The sequence below is a fragment of the Fibrella rubiginis genome, from assembly GCF_017353185.1.
GTDB lineage: Bacteria > Bacteroidota > Bacteroidia > Cytophagales > Spirosomataceae > Fibrella > Fibrella rubiginis.
Genome location: NZ_JAFMYV010000005.1, coordinates 135,450 through 153,275, shown reverse-complemented (window position 1 = coordinate 153,275; position 17,826 = coordinate 135,450). Strand labels below are relative to the sequence as shown.

Sequence of the window (17,826 nt, the reverse complement as noted above, 5' to 3'; positions counted from 1 at the left end):
GTCGCAAACCTCAACGCTATGTATAATCCGGTTGCTACTTACCGTGTGCAGTTGCACGAAAATTTTACCTTTGCCGACCTCGAAAAACGGCTTTCGTACCTCCATAAACTGGGCATAACCACGCTCTACGCCTCGCCCACGCTGGCCGCTACGCCCGGCAGCACTCACGGCTATGATGGCATAGACCCGCAGCGCATCAACCCCGAAATAGGTACCGTGGCGCAATTGCGAAGCATCAGCCAGGGGTTGAAAGCGCAGGGCATGGGCTGGTTGCAGGACATTGTGCCCAATCACCTGGCTTATCATCCCGCCAACCCCTGGATAACGGACGTGCTGGAAAAAGGCCACGGTTCGCTTTACGCGGGGTATTTCGATATTCCCGGCACCAACGAGCTGATGAGCGGCACGCTGATGGCCCCGTTTTTGGGCAAACCGCTGATGGCTATTCTGGAAGCGGGCGAACTGAAGGTAGCCTACAAACACCAACGCTTGGTGCTGGCCTACTACGACACCCATTTTCCGTTGGCCCCGCACACCTATGCCACCGTCCTGCGCACGGCCGACACGCCCCCCGCGCTAGCGCAATGGCTCGACCAGATCGAAGGGTTGTACGCCCCCGATCCCACCCATCCGCTGCGCTCGTTCACTGCGAAAAGCGCAGTAGACGCCTACGGACAACAACCTGTTACGGATGCCGTAACTACCGCCGCCAACCCTTCTGTGCAGTGGGACAGCGCACGACTGGAACTTGCCGGGCTGATGGAAGATAACGAGGTGGTGCGCACGTTTGCAGAGGGTCGGTTGGCACAGATAAGCCAATCCTTAGACGACCTGCATGCGCTGGCCGAAGCGCAGCATTACCGCCTCTGCGATGGCGACGAAACCCGCAGGCGGATCAATTTTCGGCGTTTTTTTACCGTCAACGGCCTGATCTGCCTGGCGGTAGAACGCCCGGAGGTGTTCACGCAGGTGCATTCCCTGATTCAGGAACTGGTCGACGACGGCACGTTTCAGGGCCTGCGCGTTGACCACGTCGACGGCCTGTTCGACCCGGCGGGGTATCTCGCTAGTTTACGGAAAGCGATGGGTGACGAGCCGTATATCGTGGTTGAAAAGATTCTGGAACCGGGTGAGGAACTGCCCCAAAATTGGCCCATTCAGGGCACAAGCGGCTATGAGTACCTGGCCCTGGTCAACAACCTGCTCACCGACCCACAGGGCGAAGCGCCGTTTACCGAATTTTACGAAAAACTGACGCAGACCAACACACCCCTGCATGATCAGATTCGCAGCCGGAAAGCCTATATTCTGTATCACGACATGGGCGGTGAACTGGCCAACCTGCTCAAATTTTTCCACGATCAACAACTCGTTTTGCCCGAAGAGTTGGCCGAAGTGAACCCCACCATGCTGATGCTGGCCATTGGCGAACTGCTGGTGCAATGTCCGGTGTATCGGTATTATGGCAACCAGTTCCCGCTCGACGAAGACGAAGCTGCCAATCTCCGTGCCCTGCTGGCCGACGTGCGCAACCGGGCCGTGGAGCTGGGTAAACCGGCTGATCTGCTCGAAAAAATATGGCTCAACAATCCACAAACGGCTGATGATGAGTACAATGCGCGGGCGTTGCGGTTCTACCAGCGGTGTATGCAGTTTACGGGTCCGCTGATGGCGAAGGGTGTGGAAGACACACTCCTGTACACCTATTTCCGGTTCATTGCGCACAATGAAGTGGGCGATTCGCCAGAGGCCTTTGGCATGAATCAGGCCCAGTTTCATGCTGCCATGCAGGATCGGCAGGCGCACTGGCCCCTGGCGCTGAACGGTACTTCTACCCACGACACCAAACGTGGTGAGGACGTCCGTGCCCGGCTTAACGTGCTTACGGCAATGGGCGACGAATGGACCCAAACCGCGCAACGCTGGCTCGACCAAACGGCATTGCTCCGCCCCGACAATATGCCCGACGTGAACGACGCTTATTTCATCCTGCAAACGGTGGTGGGTGCCTATCCCTACGCCGAAGGATCAACCGCCTGGGCCGACGAAGAAAACTTCTCCAAACGCCTCCGCGATTACGTGACCAAGGCTCTTCAGGAAGCCAAGCGCAACACGAACTGGGTGAATCCCAACAAGGCGTATATGGATGCCGCCCACGCGTACATCGACGGGATTCTTGCCAAAAACGGCCCAATCTGGTCCGAATTGGCCGATTTCCTGGCGCGTATTGCTCCTTTCGGCATTATTAATTCACTGGCGCAGGTGCTGCTGAAATTCACCACGCCCGGCGTACCCGACGTGTATCAGGGCTGCGAGCTGTTCGACCTCAGCCTGGTAGACCCCGACAACCGCCGCGCTGTAAACTACGACCTGCGCGAACAGTTGCTGGCCGAAGTCAATGACGCCGGGGCGCATCCCATGACGCTCTGGAACACCCGCACCACGGGCCAGATCAAGCTCTGGCTTACCCACAAGCTCCTAACCGAACGCCGTGCCAATCCCGACTTCTGGGCCAACGCAGCATACGTGCCGCTGACCGTTTCGGGTAAGCTTAGCGAGCACGTTTTGGCCTTTGCCCGGCAGCACAACGGGTTGCAGTACATCACCGTTGTGCCGTTACACCTGCCCCGGCTAACCCGCGAAAATCCGTTGGCCGTTGACTGGCAGAATACCCACGTGAGTCTCCCCGGCGGCGGCTCGTGGACAGATGTAATGACCGGAAAAACGGGTGTCGGTGCCGAATTGAGCCTGTCTGAGTTGTTTTCAGCAAGTTTACCGATGGCGTTGGTACGGATTAGTTAACCAACAAGTAGGTCAATTTATCGCAACGACACCTGTTTCAGATAATCGGCGAAGTAAAGGACCTTGCGGGCATCATTGGGGTCGAAAAGGAATGGCTGAACATCAGCGGCCATCGCCTTCATATCCAACTGTCCACAATGTGCCAACAGCCGTTCTCGAAGTTGCTCTGGCGAAGTGATACCTACTTTAACGGTCAGGTAATCGTAGTTGGGTTTCGTGCCGCGGCCAAGTAGAAAAACGGCATCGTAGAAGTCACGGCCCTTATTGCGTATACGGTTTAGAATGGCATAGCATTTCTGGGCCAACAGCAGTGAGGGTGGCGTGGTGAGGATGCGGCTGAACACGTCAAAGCGGTTCAGTATATAGGGTTCGGGCGAAAAGGGAAAGTGCTGTGGTTCTGTATCCAACTGAATCAGCACTTTCTCTTCCCGATACCCGCTTAATCCCTGTTGAAACAGCAGTTCCGGAAAGCGAACATGGCAGTGATAGGCTCCTTTAATGGCCACTTTCATCTCTACATCGTAGCCCTCGCGTTGTAATCCCTGTTTAATGAACGTCGACAGCGTCTCAAAATCGGCCTCGGTAATATCTATGTTATCAAAATCGAGGTCTTCAGAAAAGCGATTATTACCGTGCACAATACGCAGACAGGTGCCCCCTAGAAAGGTAAACCGGTCGGCTAAAGGGCTATCATAAATCAACTGCAGCAGCTTGTGTTGCAGGTATTCACGCAAAATAAATCGCCCAAAGCCGTGCAGGCTGGCAGGATATTGCTGTTGAACCTGAGCCAAATTAATCATCGCCTTGAATATAAGTCAGGAGCGCGTCAACCTGGCCATTCAGTGGTTTGCTGTAGGCTATTGCCTGCGTAAATAACGCCAGGTAGTCCCGCAGCCGGTTCAAATCGAGGTGTTCCCGTAGCAGTTGTTTGTTAAGCCGTAAGGCAGCAAAATCGGCTACGGCCACGAGTCGGGGCGTCAGGTAACAGTAGTCGAGCAATGCTTTTTCCATGTCGGCCATTAGCACCGGGTAGCCTGGCTGCCCTGTCACCCATGGTGAGCGTAAAATAGAGTAACCAAAATAGAGAGCAGGCTTAATTTGCCGGTACGAAAACAAGCCCAGCGCCGTATTATACGTCTGAGTTTTCCGCGTCGAAACAGAGGTAAACGCATAGACACCTTCTGGAATCAGGTTATGAAAAGATAGCGCCGTTGTCAGCGACAGATACGATGGCTGATAGATACGGTTGGCCACCCAACGTAACTCGGCCTCTTGCATAGGACGGTCTGTGAAGCTATACCATTGGTTAATGACACGTTGGATATATCCTTTTTGCTGCCACTCCACCAACCGACGCTTATCGAAGCGGGGAAAAACTTTGCTTATTTCGCCCGTCGATACTACCCGCTGATGAGCAAACGCTGTATGGAAAGTATGATAGTTCATTTCTATAATTTGTTAAAAATAACATTTCTCTAGAACAATCTCCCTAAATTCTCAAGCGCTTCCGACTGCCACAACTATCACTCTGTTGTAAGAAACTTTCTAACTTACCAGGACGATTTTAGTAGTATCTATGATAACCCCCACCGTAAACGAACGCCTTGAACTGGCCCATAACTACGTCCTGCATACACACCAGAATGTGTTTCTGACGGGAAAGGCGGGTACGGGGAAAACCACGTTTCTGCATCAGGTTCGGCAGATTTCGGCCAAGCGGCTGGTGGTGGCGGCACCCACCGGCGTGGCAGCCATCAACGCCGGAGGTGTCACAATTCACTCGCTGTTTCAGTTGCCATTTGGGCCAATTGTGCCGGAGGTAATGCAGGAAAACCGCAAGTTCAGCCGCGACAAAATCAAGCTTCTCCGCACCCTCGACCTGCTCATTATCGACGAGATCAGCATGGTCCGGGCCGACGTGCTCGACGGGATCGACGCCGTACTGCGGCGGTATCGGTACAGTCAGGAACCCTTTGGTGGGGTGCAGTTGCTGCTCATCGGCGACATGCAGCAACTGCCGCCCGTAATTCGGGATGAAGACTGGGCCCTGCTGCAACCCCACTACGACACCGGCTATTTTTTCAGCAGCCATGCTCTGCAAGAGACTGATTATGTGTCGATTGAACTAACCCATATATACCGGCAGGCCGATCAGCGTTTCATCGATTTACTCAACGGCGTGCGCGAAAAAACCATCGGCCCCGCCGGTCTCGCCGACCTAAACGAACGCTATTTACCCGATTTCGAGCCCGCAGACGATGCGGGCTACATTACGCTCTCGACTCATAACCAGACGGCGCAGCAGATCAACGCCCAAAAACTGGCCGACCTCACCACGCCGCTACACACCTTTGAGGCCGTTATCGCCGACGAATTTCCGGAGCAGATGTACCCCACCGAAGCCACGCTGGATCTGAAGGTGGGCGCTCAGGTGATGTTCGTTAAGAATGATACCTCACGCGAAAAGCTGTATTACAATGGCAAGATCGGCCAGGTGAAACACATCGACGAGGATGGCGTAGTGGTACAGTGCCCCGGTGACCCCATCAGCCTCACCATCGGCCCCGTCGACTGGCAGAATGTGCGCTACACGATTGATCCGGAGACCAGAGAAATAAAAACCGACATTATCGGGACGTTTACGCAGCTGCCCCTGCGGCTGGCGTGGGCCATCACAATCCACAAAAGTCAGGGCCTTACCTTCGAACGGGCCATTATCGACGCGGGGCGGGCCTTTGCGCACGGGCAGGTATACGTGGCCCTGAGCCGTTGCAAAACGCTGGACGGCCTGGTGTTGCGTACGCCCATTCCGGCCAGCAGCATCAAAACCGAACTGAATCTGGAGCAATTTCACGCCGATGTGCAGGAAAGAACGCCGTCGGAAGAACACCTGCACGACGCCAAACGCGCCAACCAGGCCCTGCGTATCAACGAGCTATTCGCCTTTGAACCAGCCGCATACCTGCTGGGACGCCTCCGCAAAGTGGCCGACGACAACGCCCGCAGCCTGCCCGCTATTCTGCAAACCAAACTGGCCGAACTGGGTACGTTGTTGACCGACAAAGCCCGTGCGGTGTCGCACCGATTTCGGCGGCAACTGCCTGAGTACGTAGCCGAAACATCCCTGCCCGAAGCCAACGAGGTATTGCAGGAGCGACTTCGCAAGGCGGGTGATTATTTTCACGCCCTTCTCTCCGACGAGCTATTACCCCGCCTACGGCAGCTTTTCGCCGAAACTGACAACAAGCAGGTACGAATAGACTGGTTTGAAGCCCTCGACGAACTGGAGAAGGAGCTGGTGGTAAAACAGGCCGTTTTTGGGCAGTGCCGCACCGGTTTCGATGTGGTCACCTACGGCCAAACCCGCCACCGTGCCGAACTTGATTTCGTACCCGACCGCAAGAAAACGCAGCCAATGTCGGCGCGGAACCAGGGCGATGGCGCGGGAGACCGGCCCAGCAGTCTGTATTTTGCTCTGATGAAATGGCGAACCGAGATGGCCAACGAGCACAACGCCACTACTTACCAGATCATGCCGCAGAAAACGCTGGTCGAGATTGCCGAGAAATACCCCAACAGCCTGGCCGAACTAGCCAAGATCAAGGGCATTGGCAAAGCCAAAGCCAACCGCATTGGTCCGATGATTCTGCCTCTGGTGCGCAAAAACCCACCCGATGAACGCTCAAAAGCGGCCAGTACAAGCCGCATTGGCCTGTTGGCGGGCAACGTGCCCCGTTTGGTAAAGGATGATCTGGGCGGAACCCATGAGCTAACGCTGGACCTATTTCTGGCCGGAAAAAGCCCCGCCGCCATTGCCACCATGCGGGGGCTGACGCTACAAACGGTAGAAGCACATCTGGCTAAATGCATCGCGGCGGGTCAACTTCCCGTAGAAGCCGTAGTACCCGCCGACAAGCTGACATTAATCTATGACACCTTCGGCCCCGACCGCCCCGCCAGCCTCACCGATGCCGTGACAAAGTTGAACGGCCAGGTGACGTATGCCGAGTTGCGGTATGCGTATGCGAAGGGGTAAACGAATGCTCACGCAGGCGAATTTGGCGAAACTCTTCGTTGTCGCTTGGCTCTAGCCGAGTGACGGGTATGTAAAGGGCCTCCGGCCCGTACTTAGACTTAGAAACGGCTAGGCCAACATGACTCAATGTCGCACTACGGGCCGGAGGCCCTTTACATACCCGTCACTCGGCTAGAGCCAAGCGACAACAAAGAGACAACGAAGGGGGGAGATCAACCCTTAACCCTATCACTCTCGCACAATGACTCTTGACGTAGGGCCGGTTTGGGTACTGATGGTGAGAATGTAGACACCGGGGCCGGTGTTGAAATCGGTGGCGGGCAGGGTGCGTTCAAAAAGCCCTTTGGGTTGGGCGGGCCAGTGTCGCGTTTGCAACGCACGGCCCTGCATGTCGGTGAGCGACAGGCTCACGTCGGTGGGGGTGGGCAGGGGGAGCTTTAGGGTCACATCGCCGATGGATGGGTTAGGACCGAGGGTGAAAGCGGCTTCCTCACGGAGGGCAGTCAGCACACCAAACGATTCGATATTGATGTCCATCCAGGTCAGGCGTTGCCCAATCCAGGTTTTCAGGTAATCCGTTTCGGCTTCATAAGTGCGCCCAACAAAGCCGTTTGGCCAGACGTAAGTACCAATAACCGGCCATTTTACGAAGTTGCGCTGCCGCGATTCGGTCAACGCTGACGACGTCGAATCGACAAAGGCACCAAGGCGCTCGGGGGTGAGCACGGTCTGGCGCAAAGCCTTGTATTTCTCTTTCACCTTGCGGGCAAAATCAAGGTCCAGAAGCAGGCGGTCCCACCAGAAAGGCAGCACAAAATCGTCTTTGGGACACACCCGACTGAAGTTAAAGGCCCAGCCCATGTAGCTGTTGCCCTCGCAGTAATCAGCGTTACCGTAGGTCAGGTTATAATCCCAGATTGGCCCCATCGTGATCTTGCCGCCCTTGCTGTCGCGCTCTTTGTAGAAATAAGCACTCAGGCGGTAGCCGTCTACGTTCTTGCAGACTTCGGTCAGGATCAGGTAATCAATAAAAGATTGCTCATCCACAAACGCCCGGAAGCCTTTGGTGGGATCTCTGAAGTCTGAGCCGGCCAGTGATGCCTCGAAATCAGACACGTACTTTTTGATGTACTGAAACTGCTCTTCGGCCAGGTCTTCGGGCTTGGGCCGGTCAATCTGAATATCGAGATTGATGTTGCGTGGCCCGGATGGGTACGGCGATTTCCACGAGCGCGAGGTGGAACCAACCGTTTTATCGATCTTCAGGATATACCCTCCCGTCACGGCGTCGCCGGTGATGTCGGTTTTTTTGATACTGGTGATGGGCACACGGTTTTTGTCGCGCTTCAGCCGTTCCATCACGATGTATATACCCCGATATTCGCCGTTGAGCACCAGTTCGCAGTACCGAAACCGGGAGGCGTAGTACTTGCTCATTTTCCGGTAAAAATCGTACGTCAGCGTTTCCCGAATGAGCGTCTTGTCATTATAGGTGGCATTGAGCACCCAGTCGCTTTCGGCGGGCATCCCCAACACCGATTTCGCCACCGAGTTGATTCCCGTCGAGTCGCGGAGTTCAATGCCGTAGGGTTTCTTTGGAAAGAACTGTTGCGAGGTAGCCCCACGATATTCGATCCCCATCACGCTCGTAAACGACGCTTTGTCGGTCAGGTTGTTACGCTTTCCCGGCCCATTGTCGATGATACGCAGATCAGCCACAATCTTAGGGTCGTCAAGGATAGTTCCACCCCTTGTATCAATGACCAGAATGGGCAGATTCGACGAAGTAAACGTCTGGCAGACAGCCGATAATGGACAGATAATGAGCAGGAAAAAGAGTAAACGCGTGTTCATAAAGCGGCTTTGTCTCTAAAAAGCAGCAACTTAGTTATAATAGGGTAAAAGCGTGACCGAATTGAGCAAAAGAGCGAAAAGGTCCGGGCTACCCGTACTGGAATCGTTACCTTACAACAGCCAGCAGAAGAAAAAAGCGTATCTTTAGTATAGCATGATTGCCGAAAAACCCTCCCAGACCCTCATCGACCGGATTCGTGATATTGGCCAACCGGAGGCCGTAAGGCGGTTTTTTGGCTTGCTCAAAGAACTCATCGACATCGTAAACCTGCCCAACGGCGACCCCCGGCTGGCGTTTTCGGTGCGCAAAGACCGCAAGTCCATCTCGGCCGACGTTAACTTCTTTCTGGCCCTTCGTCTGCACAAACCCCGCACCGGCGAGGCCGAATACTGGCTCACCATAAAGCGCGATGCTCAGGACAAACTCCGCTCCCTGACCGAAATTGACTTTGCGCCCATCACTGAAAAGGCCGATTATATATCGGCTGTTGTGGGGCACTCCTGCGCGCATTTGCTGTACCATCCTGCCCTGCGCCGCGCCTGGGAAGACTGCCTGCTCGAACTGCTGGAAACGCCCAAACGCGGCCCGCACATAGCCCGGCATAACACCGACATCTATACCGCCGCCGAAAACGAGGGGTTTCTTACCGACCTGCTCCGCGTGGCCGACAACCCCGACCTCGCCTACGGCACCACCCGCGATGAGGACGATGCCCAGGAAGTAGCCGAAGATGAAGTGCCTTATGTGCCCATGCGGCCCGATTTTGCCCAAAACCTGATTCTGTACGGGCCGCCGGGTACGGGTAAAACCTATCGCGCCCGGCAGTTGCTGCGCGGCTTCGATGCTGATGTGGTCACGTTTCACCCGTCATATGGCTACGAAGAATTTGTGGAAGGCATCCGCCCCGAAGTGCTGGGTGGGCAGGTGAGCTACAAAATTCGGAAGGGCATCTTCTACAAAGCCTGTGTGTCGGCGGTGCAGAAAGCAGGCTACGGTACCCTCGCCGACTGCCTCAACGACACCCCCGAACGCCGCCAGCGTCGGCTGACCAACGCCCCGGCGCACATACTGCTGGTTGACGAAATCAACCGCGCCAATGTAGCGAAGGTGCTGGGCGACTTGATTTCGCTGCTTGAGCCGGGTAAACGCCTCGGCGCGCCCGACGAACTTTGGCTCACCCTCCCCTACTCGCAGGAACGGTTTGGCATCCCGATCAACCTCTACGTGGTCGGCACCATGAACACTACCGACCGCAGCATTGCCCTGCTCGACGTAGCCCTGCGGCGGCGGTTTTCGTTTAGTGAAATGATGCCGCAATATGACCTGTTGCCCGCTGTGGCAGGTGTGGATCTGGCCGCGCTGCTCCGCACCATCAACGAGCGTATTGAGTTTTTATTCGACCGTGACCACCTGATTGGCCATGCGTATTTGCTTGGCGTTCAGTCACATGAACACCTCTGTATTGCCTTCCGAGACCAGATCATCCCGCTGTTGCAGGAATACTTCTACGACGACTGGCGCAAGATTCAACTTGTCCTGGGCGACAATCGCGCCTGGGGCAAGGCAGGCGACCAACGGCTGATCTGGACCAAAAAACAGTATTCTACCGCTATGGAGCGCGACCTCTTTGGCGAATCGCCCGACGAGCAGCCCGACGTGACGACCTACGAAATCAACCCACACCTCGTGGCCGGTGAATACGAAAAAGTGCCAATGGAAGCGTTTGTGCGGGTATATTCAAAGAAAGAGTAGTTTAACGCTTAATATTCAAGGTCTAAACGGTCCGCCGTCGCGGTTGCTTCGCGCTCAGCCAGGTAGTACGCGAAGCAACCGCGACGGCGGACCGTTTAGACCTTGAACATTAAACGTTAAACTCAATACCATGAAAGCGCTCGTTCTTACCGAATACAACAATTTCGAACTACAGGACCTCGACCAGCCCACGCCCGGCCCCAATGAGGTGCTGATTCGGGTGCAGGCCGTGGGCATCTGCGGGTCAGACGTACACGGTATGGATGGCAGCACCGGGCGGCGGGTGCCACCCATCGTGATGGGCCACGAGGCATCGGGCATTATCACCCAAGTAGGTACCGAGGTGCGCAACTGGGCCGTGGGCGACCGCGTCACGTTCGACTCAACCGTTTATCAGTTAGACGATTGGTATAGTCGGCGGGGGATGTATAACCTCTCTGACGGTCGCGAAGTGGTGGGCGTTTCCACGCCGCTTTTTAAACGGAACGGGGCGTTTGCGGAATTTGTGACGGTGCCGCAACATATTCTTTATGCCATTCCAGCTGGTGTCAGTTTCACGCAGGCGGCGCTGGTAGAACCCGTGGCGGTGGCCCTCCACGCACTGAGTTTAACGCCGTTGGCAGTAAACGAATCGGCGGTGGTAGTGGGGGCGGGCATGATTGGTTTGTTCGTGGTCCAGGCCCTGAAACTAGCCGGTACCAACCCAATCATTGCCATCGACCTCGACGATGACCGACTGGCGCTGGCCTTAAAGCTTGGAGCCACCCATGCCCTCCGCGCCGACTCAGCCGACCCCGCTGAATCGGGGCAGGCTCTTGCGGAGCAGGTAAAAAGCCTCACCCATGGGCGTGGTGCCGACGTAGCGTTTGAGGTGGTAGGCATTGCCCCGACGGTACAAACGGCCATTGCCTGCGTCAGGAAAGGGGCCACCGTGACGCTGGTGGGCAATCTTTCGCCCAGTATCGAGATTCCGTTACAGGCCGTAGTCACGCAGCAATTGCGGCTGCAAGGCTCCTGCGCCATTAACGGTGAATACGAAGCCGCCCTAAGCCTGATTGCATCCGGTAAGATCAACGTCGAGGCCATCCTCAGCGCCGAAGCTCCCCTCACCGCTGGTGCCGACTGGTTCCGCAGGCTTTATAACAAGGAAAAGGGTTTGATTAAAGTGGTGCTGAAACCGTAATTTTGAAGGAAATTAAGTCCAATGGTTAAGGTCTAAGGTTTAAGGTTGCTTCGCGCCCGTACACACCGCAGGCGAAGCAACCTTAAACCTTAGACCTTAAACATTAGACTTCTCTCCCATGACCTTACACGAATTTATCCAATCGGCACTGGCCGAAGACGTTGGCGACGGTGATCATACTTCGCTGAGTACTATCCCCGCCGATGCGCAAAAACGGGCGCGGCTGCTGGTGAAAGAAGTGGGCATCCTGGCCGGGGTTGAGGTAGCGCAGGCCATCTTCGTTCAAGTAGATCCCCATTTTCAGGTCGACGTATTGATGCAGGACGGGGCCGCTATGAAACCCGGCGACATTGTGCTTACCGTGGCCGGCAACGCCCGCAACATCCTGACCGCCGAACGGCTGGTGCTAAACTGTATGCAGCGAATGAGCGGTATTGCCACCCAAACGCGGCAGATGGTGAACATGCTGGAAGGCACTCGTTGTAAGCTGCTCGACACCCGCAAGACTACGCCCAACTTTCGCCTGTGCGAAAAGATGGCGGTAAAGATCGGCGGCGGTGTTAATCACCGGTTCGGGCTGTACGACATGATTTTGATCAAAGATAACCACGTCGATTATGCCGGGAGTGTGACTAAAGCGGTGCAGCTTGCTGTGCAGTACCTGGCAGATACGGGCCGGAACCTGCCTATCGAGGTGGAAGTGCGTAACCGCGCTGAAGTAGAAGAAGCCCTAGCCGTGGGCCACCTCACCCGGATGCTGCTCGACAATTTCCAACCCGCCGACCTCCGCGACATGGTCCGCCTCATCAACGGGCGCGTCATTACTGAAGCCTCTGGCGGTATCAATCTCGACAACCTCCGCGCTTACGCCGAAACCGGCGTCGACTACATTTCATCGGGTGCCCTCACCCACCACGTCAAGAGCCTGGATTTGAGTTTGAAGGCTTATTAACGTACCACGGACTTCAGTCCGTATTGCACTGGTTCAAGAATACGGACTGAAGTCCGTGGTACGTTTTGCGGAGCCATTGTTAACTGATAATTGTTAACTGATCATTGACACAACCACCATGACCGAACTCGCCGCCCAATTATTGGAATCATCGCAGGCACCGCGGATTATTCAGCAGGTGCAGGCTATTCTGAACGAAGAACAAAATCGCCGTCGTGCTTTTTATGAATGGATGGACGAAGACATGAAAACCGAATTCATCAACGGGGAGATCGTCGTGCATTCACCGGCGTTGGACAAACATAACCTGGTTGTTATGCACCTGGGTACGTTGCTGAACGTATTTGTCAGCGAGCACGAACTGGGTGTTGTGCGTGTCGAAAAAGCGTTGGTTGAACTGACTCGTAACAGTTACGAACCTGACATTTGTTACTTCGGTCTGGCGAAAGCCGCGCAGATTACACCTGATCTGCTCTACTATCCCGCACCGGATTTAGTTGTCGAAGTGCTATCGGAAAGTACCAAAAAGAACGACCGAAGCGTGAAATTTGAAGACTACGCGGCCCACGGCATCACCGAATACTGGATCATTGACCCCACCCGCCAAACCATCGAACCCTTCAGCATTGATGCCGATACGCAGGAATACGCCGCGTTAGGCACGTTCCGAATTGGACAATCCGTGACAAGCGTCGTACTACCCGGCTTCACCATTCCGGTTAAAGCTATTTTCGACAACACTGCTAACGTTGCCACGCTTCGGGCATTACTGAGTTAACCGTATCGCAGCCGCAACGGCGGACCGTCATTTTACATTCTACATTTTACATTCGTCAGCACCATGACAATGCCCCTCACCATTGAAGAAGAAGTTCGCCAGATTGGCTATGTAAGTCGGTCGGCACCGAAAGATAAACAGGAGTTGATCGACGGGATTCACCGCATGAAGCAGGAGAAGAACGCCGTTATCCTGGCCCACTACTACGTTGACGAAGATATTCAGGACCTGGCCGATTTTGTGGGCGACAGCCTCGGTCTAAGCCAGCAGGCGGCTGCCACAGAGGCCGACATGATCGTGTTTTGTGGGGTGCATTTTATGGGCGAAACCGCCAAGATCCTGTCACCGCACAAAAAGGTTGTTATCCCCGATATGAACGCGGGCTGCTCCCTCGCCGACTCGGCCCCCGCCGACAAGTTCGCCGAATTTAAAGCGCAGTATCCCGACCACATCGTGCTGTCGTACATCAACTGTTCGGCCGAAATAAAGGCCCTCTCCGACATCATCGTGACGTCGTCTAACGCGCTGAAGATCGTGCAGAGCCTGCCCCCCGACCAGAAGATCATCTTTGCCCCTGATGCTAACCTGGGCCGCTTTGTCTCGAAAAAGACCGGGCGTGACATGGTGCTGTGGGACGGGGCCTGCATTGTGCACATCGACATTTCGCTGGAAAAGCTCAACGACCTGCGGACCAAATACCCCAACGCCAAGTTCATTGCCCACCCCGAATGCCAGGAGCACATCCTCATCCACGCCGACTTTGTGGGATCAACCACGGCGCTGCTGAATTATGTGGTGGAACAGCCCGAAACGGAGTTTATCGTGGGCACCGAAGCGGGTATTCTGCACAAGATGCGGCAGGCCGTTCCGAACAAGAAAATCATTCCGGCCCCGGCCAACGAAAATAACACCTGTGCCTGCTCGGAGTGCCCGTATATGAAGATGAACACGCTGGAAAAGTTGTATAACACGCTCTACTACGAACTCCCTGAAATCCACGTTCCCGAAGACATCCGCGTAAAAGCCGAAGCATCGGTGCTGCGGATGTTGGAGATGTCGAAATAAAACCATCGAAAACTATGACGATGTTGCAGATCAAACCCCGAAATACTGATGAACAGCAGTTTATCGAGCAATTTCTCAAGCGAACGAAAATCAAGTTCGACGTAGTGGAAAAAGAAACGCTGAAGCAGAAGAAGCAGCGTGAATTCTTAGAAAAATTGGATCGTAGTCTTGAGGATGTAAAGCGGCACATGAGAGGTGAAATCGAACTTCAATCAGCCCGTGACTTCCTCAATGAGCTTTAATATTGTCTTGACACCGGATGCTAAAAAAGATTTGAAGGAATTAAGTAAAACTTATCGTTCGTTTAAATCAGATTTTACCGCTTTCATTGAAACCCTTGAACTGAATCCTCAACAAGGAGAACCGCTTGGCAAAGACTGCTATAAAGTTCGGTTAGCTATTAGCAGTAAGATTAAAGGAAAACGAGGCGGAGCCAGAGTGATAACCTGCGTCAAGGTAGTGGACGAGAAGATATATCTAGTGGCTGTTTATGACAAGGCAGATATAGAGTCACTGCCTGATAAGCTCATTGATCAACGTCTGAAGAACGCAGGCTTATAACACATGCCCCATCAATTCGATTACCTAATTATCGGCTCCGGCATTGCGGGGCTGAGCTATGCTACCAAATTGGCCCGGCATTACGACGAAAAAGGACAAACCATCCGTATCGGCGTGATTACGAAGGTGCAGGCCGATGAAACCAACACCAAATATGCCCAGGGTGGCATTGCGGGCGTGTGGTCGCCCGACGACACGTTCGAGAAGCACATCGACGATACGATGGTGGCCGGTGATTTTCTGAGCGACCGCCACATTGTGGAAATCGTGGTGCGCGAGGCCCCCGAACGTATTCAGGAGCTGATCGATTACGGCACGCGCTTCGACAAAGAAGCCGACGGCGACTACGATCTGGCCAAAGAAGGCGGGCACTCCGACAAGCGGATTCTGCATTTCAAAGACGTGACCGGAGCCGAAATTGAACGGGCGTTGCTCTCGGAAGTGGCGCGGCACAAGACCATCGAGATCTTCACGCATTACTTTGCCGTGGACCTTATCACGCGGCACCACCTGGGCGAAACCGTACATCGCTACGACGCCAACAACGAGTGCTTCGGAGCTTACGTGCTGGATACAAATACGGGCAAGGTCGATCGGTTTTTGGCACGAACAACGATGGTGGCCACGGGCGGGATTGGGCAGGTGTATACCAACACCACTAACCCCGTCATTGCCACCGGCGACGGCATTGCGATGACCTACCGGTCGAAGGGAATTTGCAAGGATATGGAGTTTATCCAGTTTCACCCCACGGCGCTGTATGAACCGGGCAAAAAGCCCAATTTCCTCATTTCTGAGGCCGTACGGGGCTTTGGTGGTATCCTGAAGAACATAAAGGGCGAAACCTTTATGGAAAATTACGACCCCCGCCTATCGCTCGCCCCCCGCGATATTGTGGCCCGCGCTATCGACTCGGAGATGAAAAAGTCCGGCTCGCAGCACGTCTACATTGACGTAACCCACCTCGACTACGATAAATTTATCGAGCACTTCCCCAATATCACGGCTTACTGCAAAGACAAGCTCGGTATTGATATCAGAAAAGATTTCATCCCCGTAGTACCCGCCCAACATTATATGTGCGGCGGGGTGCGCGTTGACGAATTTGGGCGGACAAATATTCATCACCTCTACGCCGTGGGTGAATGCGCCTGCACGGGCCTACACGGCGCTAACCGCCTGGCCTCCAATTCGTTACTGGAGGCTATCGTCTTTGGACATCGCGCCTTTGAAAAATCAATCGAGTCTTTTGATCAGACAAGTTTGCGCGACGATATTCCGGCCTGGGACGACAGCGGCACCACCCATCCCGAAGAACTGGTGCTGGTGACGGAGATCAAGCGCGAGCTGGAAGCGATCATGTCAAATTACGTGGGTATTGTGCGTTCGAACCGACGTCTGAAACGGGCAATGGACCGCCTCGAACTACTTTATATTGAGCATGAAGAACTCTACCGGCAGTCGAAAGTGTCGGTGCCTATTACAGAGCTTCGGAACATGATTGAAGTGGCCTATCTGGTTATCAAAGCCGCGATGTCCCGCCGCGACAATCGGGGTTTGCATTTTAATATTGACAATGTGAAATGATGGGCCGCTGATTTTTATGATTCCTATGATTTACAAATGATTTTTAGATCATATGGATCATAAAAATCAGCGGTCCAGCCCTACTATGAATCCAACAATTGGCATACTCGGCGGGGGGCAACTGGGCCTCATGCTTATTCAGGCGGGTATTGACTGGAACCTTGCGATTCACTGCCTCGATCCCGATCCGCAGGCCTCCTGCAAAGACCTTTGCACGCGGTTTATGGTTGGTTCGCTTACCGATTACGATACCGTGTATCAGTTCGGGCAGGGGGTTGATGTGCTGACGATTGAGATCGAAAAAGTAAACGTCGACGCACTGGAAGCTTTGGAGCGCGAAGGCAAACGGGTTTATCCACAGCCTGGTGTGATTCGGCAGATACAGGACAAACGCATCCAGAAGGCCTTTTTCCGCGAACACAACCTGCCCACCGCTGATTTTGTGTTGACCAACAACCGCGCCGACGTGGCCCGTATCGCAGGTGAGCAACCTGATCTGCTGCCCGCCTTCCATAAGCTGGGCCGTGACGGCTACGACGGGCGCGGCGTGCAGCGGATTGCTACCCCCGCCGATGCTGATAAAGCCTTCGACGCGCCGGGTGTGCTGGAAAAAGCGGTCGATTTCAGCAAGGAACTGGCCGTGATTGTGGCCCGTAACGAGCGCGGCGAACTACAGACGTTCCCCACCGTGGAAATGGTCTTTCACCCCGAACTGAACCTGGTCGATTACCTCTTCGCCCCCGCCGACATCACGCCTGAAGTGGACGAGCAGGCGCAAACGCTGGCCCGCCGCACCGCCGAGGCGTTTGGCATTGTGGGCCTGCTGGCGGTAGAACTGTTTCTGGACAACAGCGGGCCGGGCGGCGCTCCGCAGGTACTCCTTAACGAGGTAGCCCCGCGCCCGCATAACAGCGGCCACCACACGATCCGGGCCAACCGGACCTCGCAGTTTGAGCAGCACTGGCGAGCCATCCTGAACCTGCCCCTCGGCGACACCACCGCCCACGGCCCCGCCGCCATGATCAACCTCCTGGGCGAACCCGGCCACACCGGACCGGCAGTGTATGAGGGGCTGGAAACGCTGCTGGCCATGCCCGGTGTATCGCCGTTTTTCTACGGAAAAGCTCAGACGCGCCCCGGTCGTAAAATGGGTCACATTACGGTGCTGGATGATTCGCTGGATGGGTTACGAGAAAAGGCAGACGTGGTGAAAAAGAATATTCGGGTGGTGAGTAACTTGACGGCTTAAACCCAT

At 54.8% G+C, this 17,826-nt stretch carries 14 protein-coding genes; 11 read left to right on the top strand and 3 right to left on the bottom strand.

Annotated elements, in window-relative coordinates; translation table 11 throughout:
* The first annotated feature begins 18 nt into the window (after nt 1-18).
* On the top strand, nt 19-2,802 hold the full coding sequence (gene treY / locus J2I47_RS11730; protein ID WP_207364773.1) for a malto-oligosyltrehalose synthase: 2,784 nt from the start codon (nt 19-21) through the stop codon (nt 2,800-2,802).
* 17 nt (nt 2,803-2,819) lie between these two features.
* On the opposite strand, the gene J2I47_RS11725 is transcribed toward treY, so the two are convergent.
* Both J2I47_RS11725 and J2I47_RS11720 read right to left on the bottom strand, forming a co-directional pair.
* On the bottom strand, nt 2,820-3,602 hold the full coding sequence (locus tag J2I47_RS11725) for a nucleotidyl transferase AbiEii/AbiGii toxin family protein (RefSeq protein WP_207364772.1): 783 nt from the start codon (nt 3,600-3,602) through the stop codon (nt 2,820-2,822).
* The gene (locus tag J2I47_RS11720; RefSeq protein WP_207364771.1) at nt 3,595-4,248 is read right to left on the bottom strand and encodes a type IV toxin-antitoxin system AbiEi family antitoxin domain-containing protein; all 654 of its coding nucleotides are present in this window, start codon (nt 4,246-4,248) and stop codon (nt 3,595-3,597) included. The genes J2I47_RS11725 and J2I47_RS11720 overlap by 8 nt, the downstream gene beginning before the upstream one ends.
* Nucleotides 4,249-4,378: 130 nt before the next feature.
* Here J2I47_RS11720 and J2I47_RS26870 point away from each other — a divergent pair, with 130 nt between their 5' ends.
* Nucleotides 4,379-6,838 carry a helix-turn-helix domain-containing protein gene (locus tag J2I47_RS26870; protein WP_207364770.1) on the top strand — a complete coding sequence of 820 codons (2,460 nt, stop codon included), beginning with the start codon at nt 4,379-4,381 and terminating at the stop codon, nt 6,836-6,838.
* 228 nt (nt 6,839-7,066) lie between these two features.
* Here J2I47_RS26870 and J2I47_RS11710 read toward each other — a convergent pair whose 3' ends face one another.
* Entirely contained in the window at nt 7,067-8,692 is a 1,626-nt protein-coding gene (locus J2I47_RS11710; RefSeq protein ID WP_207364769.1) for a CotH kinase family protein, read from the bottom strand.
* Between the two features lie 154 nt (nt 8,693-8,846).
* On the opposite strand from J2I47_RS11710, the gene J2I47_RS11705 reads away from it, so the two are divergent.
* The 9 genes from J2I47_RS11705 to J2I47_RS11665 all read left to right on the top strand — a co-directional run bounded on the left by J2I47_RS11705 (nt 8,847) and on the right by J2I47_RS11665 (nt 17,820).
* Nucleotides 8,847-10,445 carry an McrB family protein gene (locus J2I47_RS11705; RefSeq protein WP_207364768.1) on the top strand — a complete coding sequence of 533 codons (1,599 nt, stop codon included), beginning with the start codon at nt 8,847-8,849 and terminating at the stop codon, nt 10,443-10,445.
* Nucleotides 10,446-10,575: 130 nt separating this feature from the next.
* Nucleotides 10,576-11,628, top strand: coding sequence for a galactitol-1-phosphate 5-dehydrogenase (locus J2I47_RS11700; RefSeq protein ID WP_207364767.1), 1,053 nt, complete (start codon nt 10,576-10,578; stop codon nt 11,626-11,628).
* A gap of 118 nt (nt 11,629-11,746) precedes the next feature.
* Nucleotides 11,747-12,580: a carboxylating nicotinate-nucleotide diphosphorylase gene (gene nadC, locus J2I47_RS11695; RefSeq protein WP_207364766.1), complete on the top strand. Its 834-nt coding sequence runs from the start codon at nt 11,747-11,749 to the stop codon at nt 12,578-12,580.
* Nucleotides 12,581-12,698: 118 nt separating this feature from the next.
* Entirely contained in the window at nt 12,699-13,358 is a 660-nt protein-coding gene (locus tag J2I47_RS11690; RefSeq protein ID WP_207364765.1) for a Uma2 family endonuclease, read from the top strand.
* A 63-nt stretch (nt 13,359-13,421) separates the two neighbouring features.
* Complete coding sequence (nadA, locus tag J2I47_RS11685) at nt 13,422-14,423, top strand: quinolinate synthase NadA (protein WP_207364764.1); 1,002 nt, start codon at nt 13,422-13,424, stop codon at nt 14,421-14,423.
* A gap of 20 nt (nt 14,424-14,443) precedes the next feature.
* A complete protein-coding gene (locus J2I47_RS11680) occupies nt 14,444-14,665 on the top strand; it encodes a hypothetical protein (protein ID WP_207364763.1) in 222 nt (73 codons plus the stop codon).
* On the top strand, nt 14,655-14,984 hold the full coding sequence (locus tag J2I47_RS11675) for a type II toxin-antitoxin system RelE family toxin (protein WP_207364762.1): 330 nt from the start codon (nt 14,655-14,657) through the stop codon (nt 14,982-14,984). Before J2I47_RS11680 ends, J2I47_RS11675 begins: the two co-directional genes overlap by 11 nt.
* A 3-nt stretch (nt 14,985-14,987) precedes the next feature.
* Nucleotides 14,988-16,571 carry an L-aspartate oxidase gene (nadB, locus tag J2I47_RS11670; protein WP_207364761.1) on the top strand — a complete coding sequence of 528 codons (1,584 nt, stop codon included), beginning with the start codon at nt 14,988-14,990 and terminating at the stop codon, nt 16,569-16,571.
* Between the two features lie 85 nt (nt 16,572-16,656).
* Nucleotides 16,657-17,820, top strand: coding sequence for a 5-(carboxyamino)imidazole ribonucleotide synthase (locus J2I47_RS11665; RefSeq protein ID WP_207364760.1), 1,164 nt, complete (start codon nt 16,657-16,659; stop codon nt 17,818-17,820).
* Nucleotides 17,821-17,826: the final 6 nt, after the last annotated feature.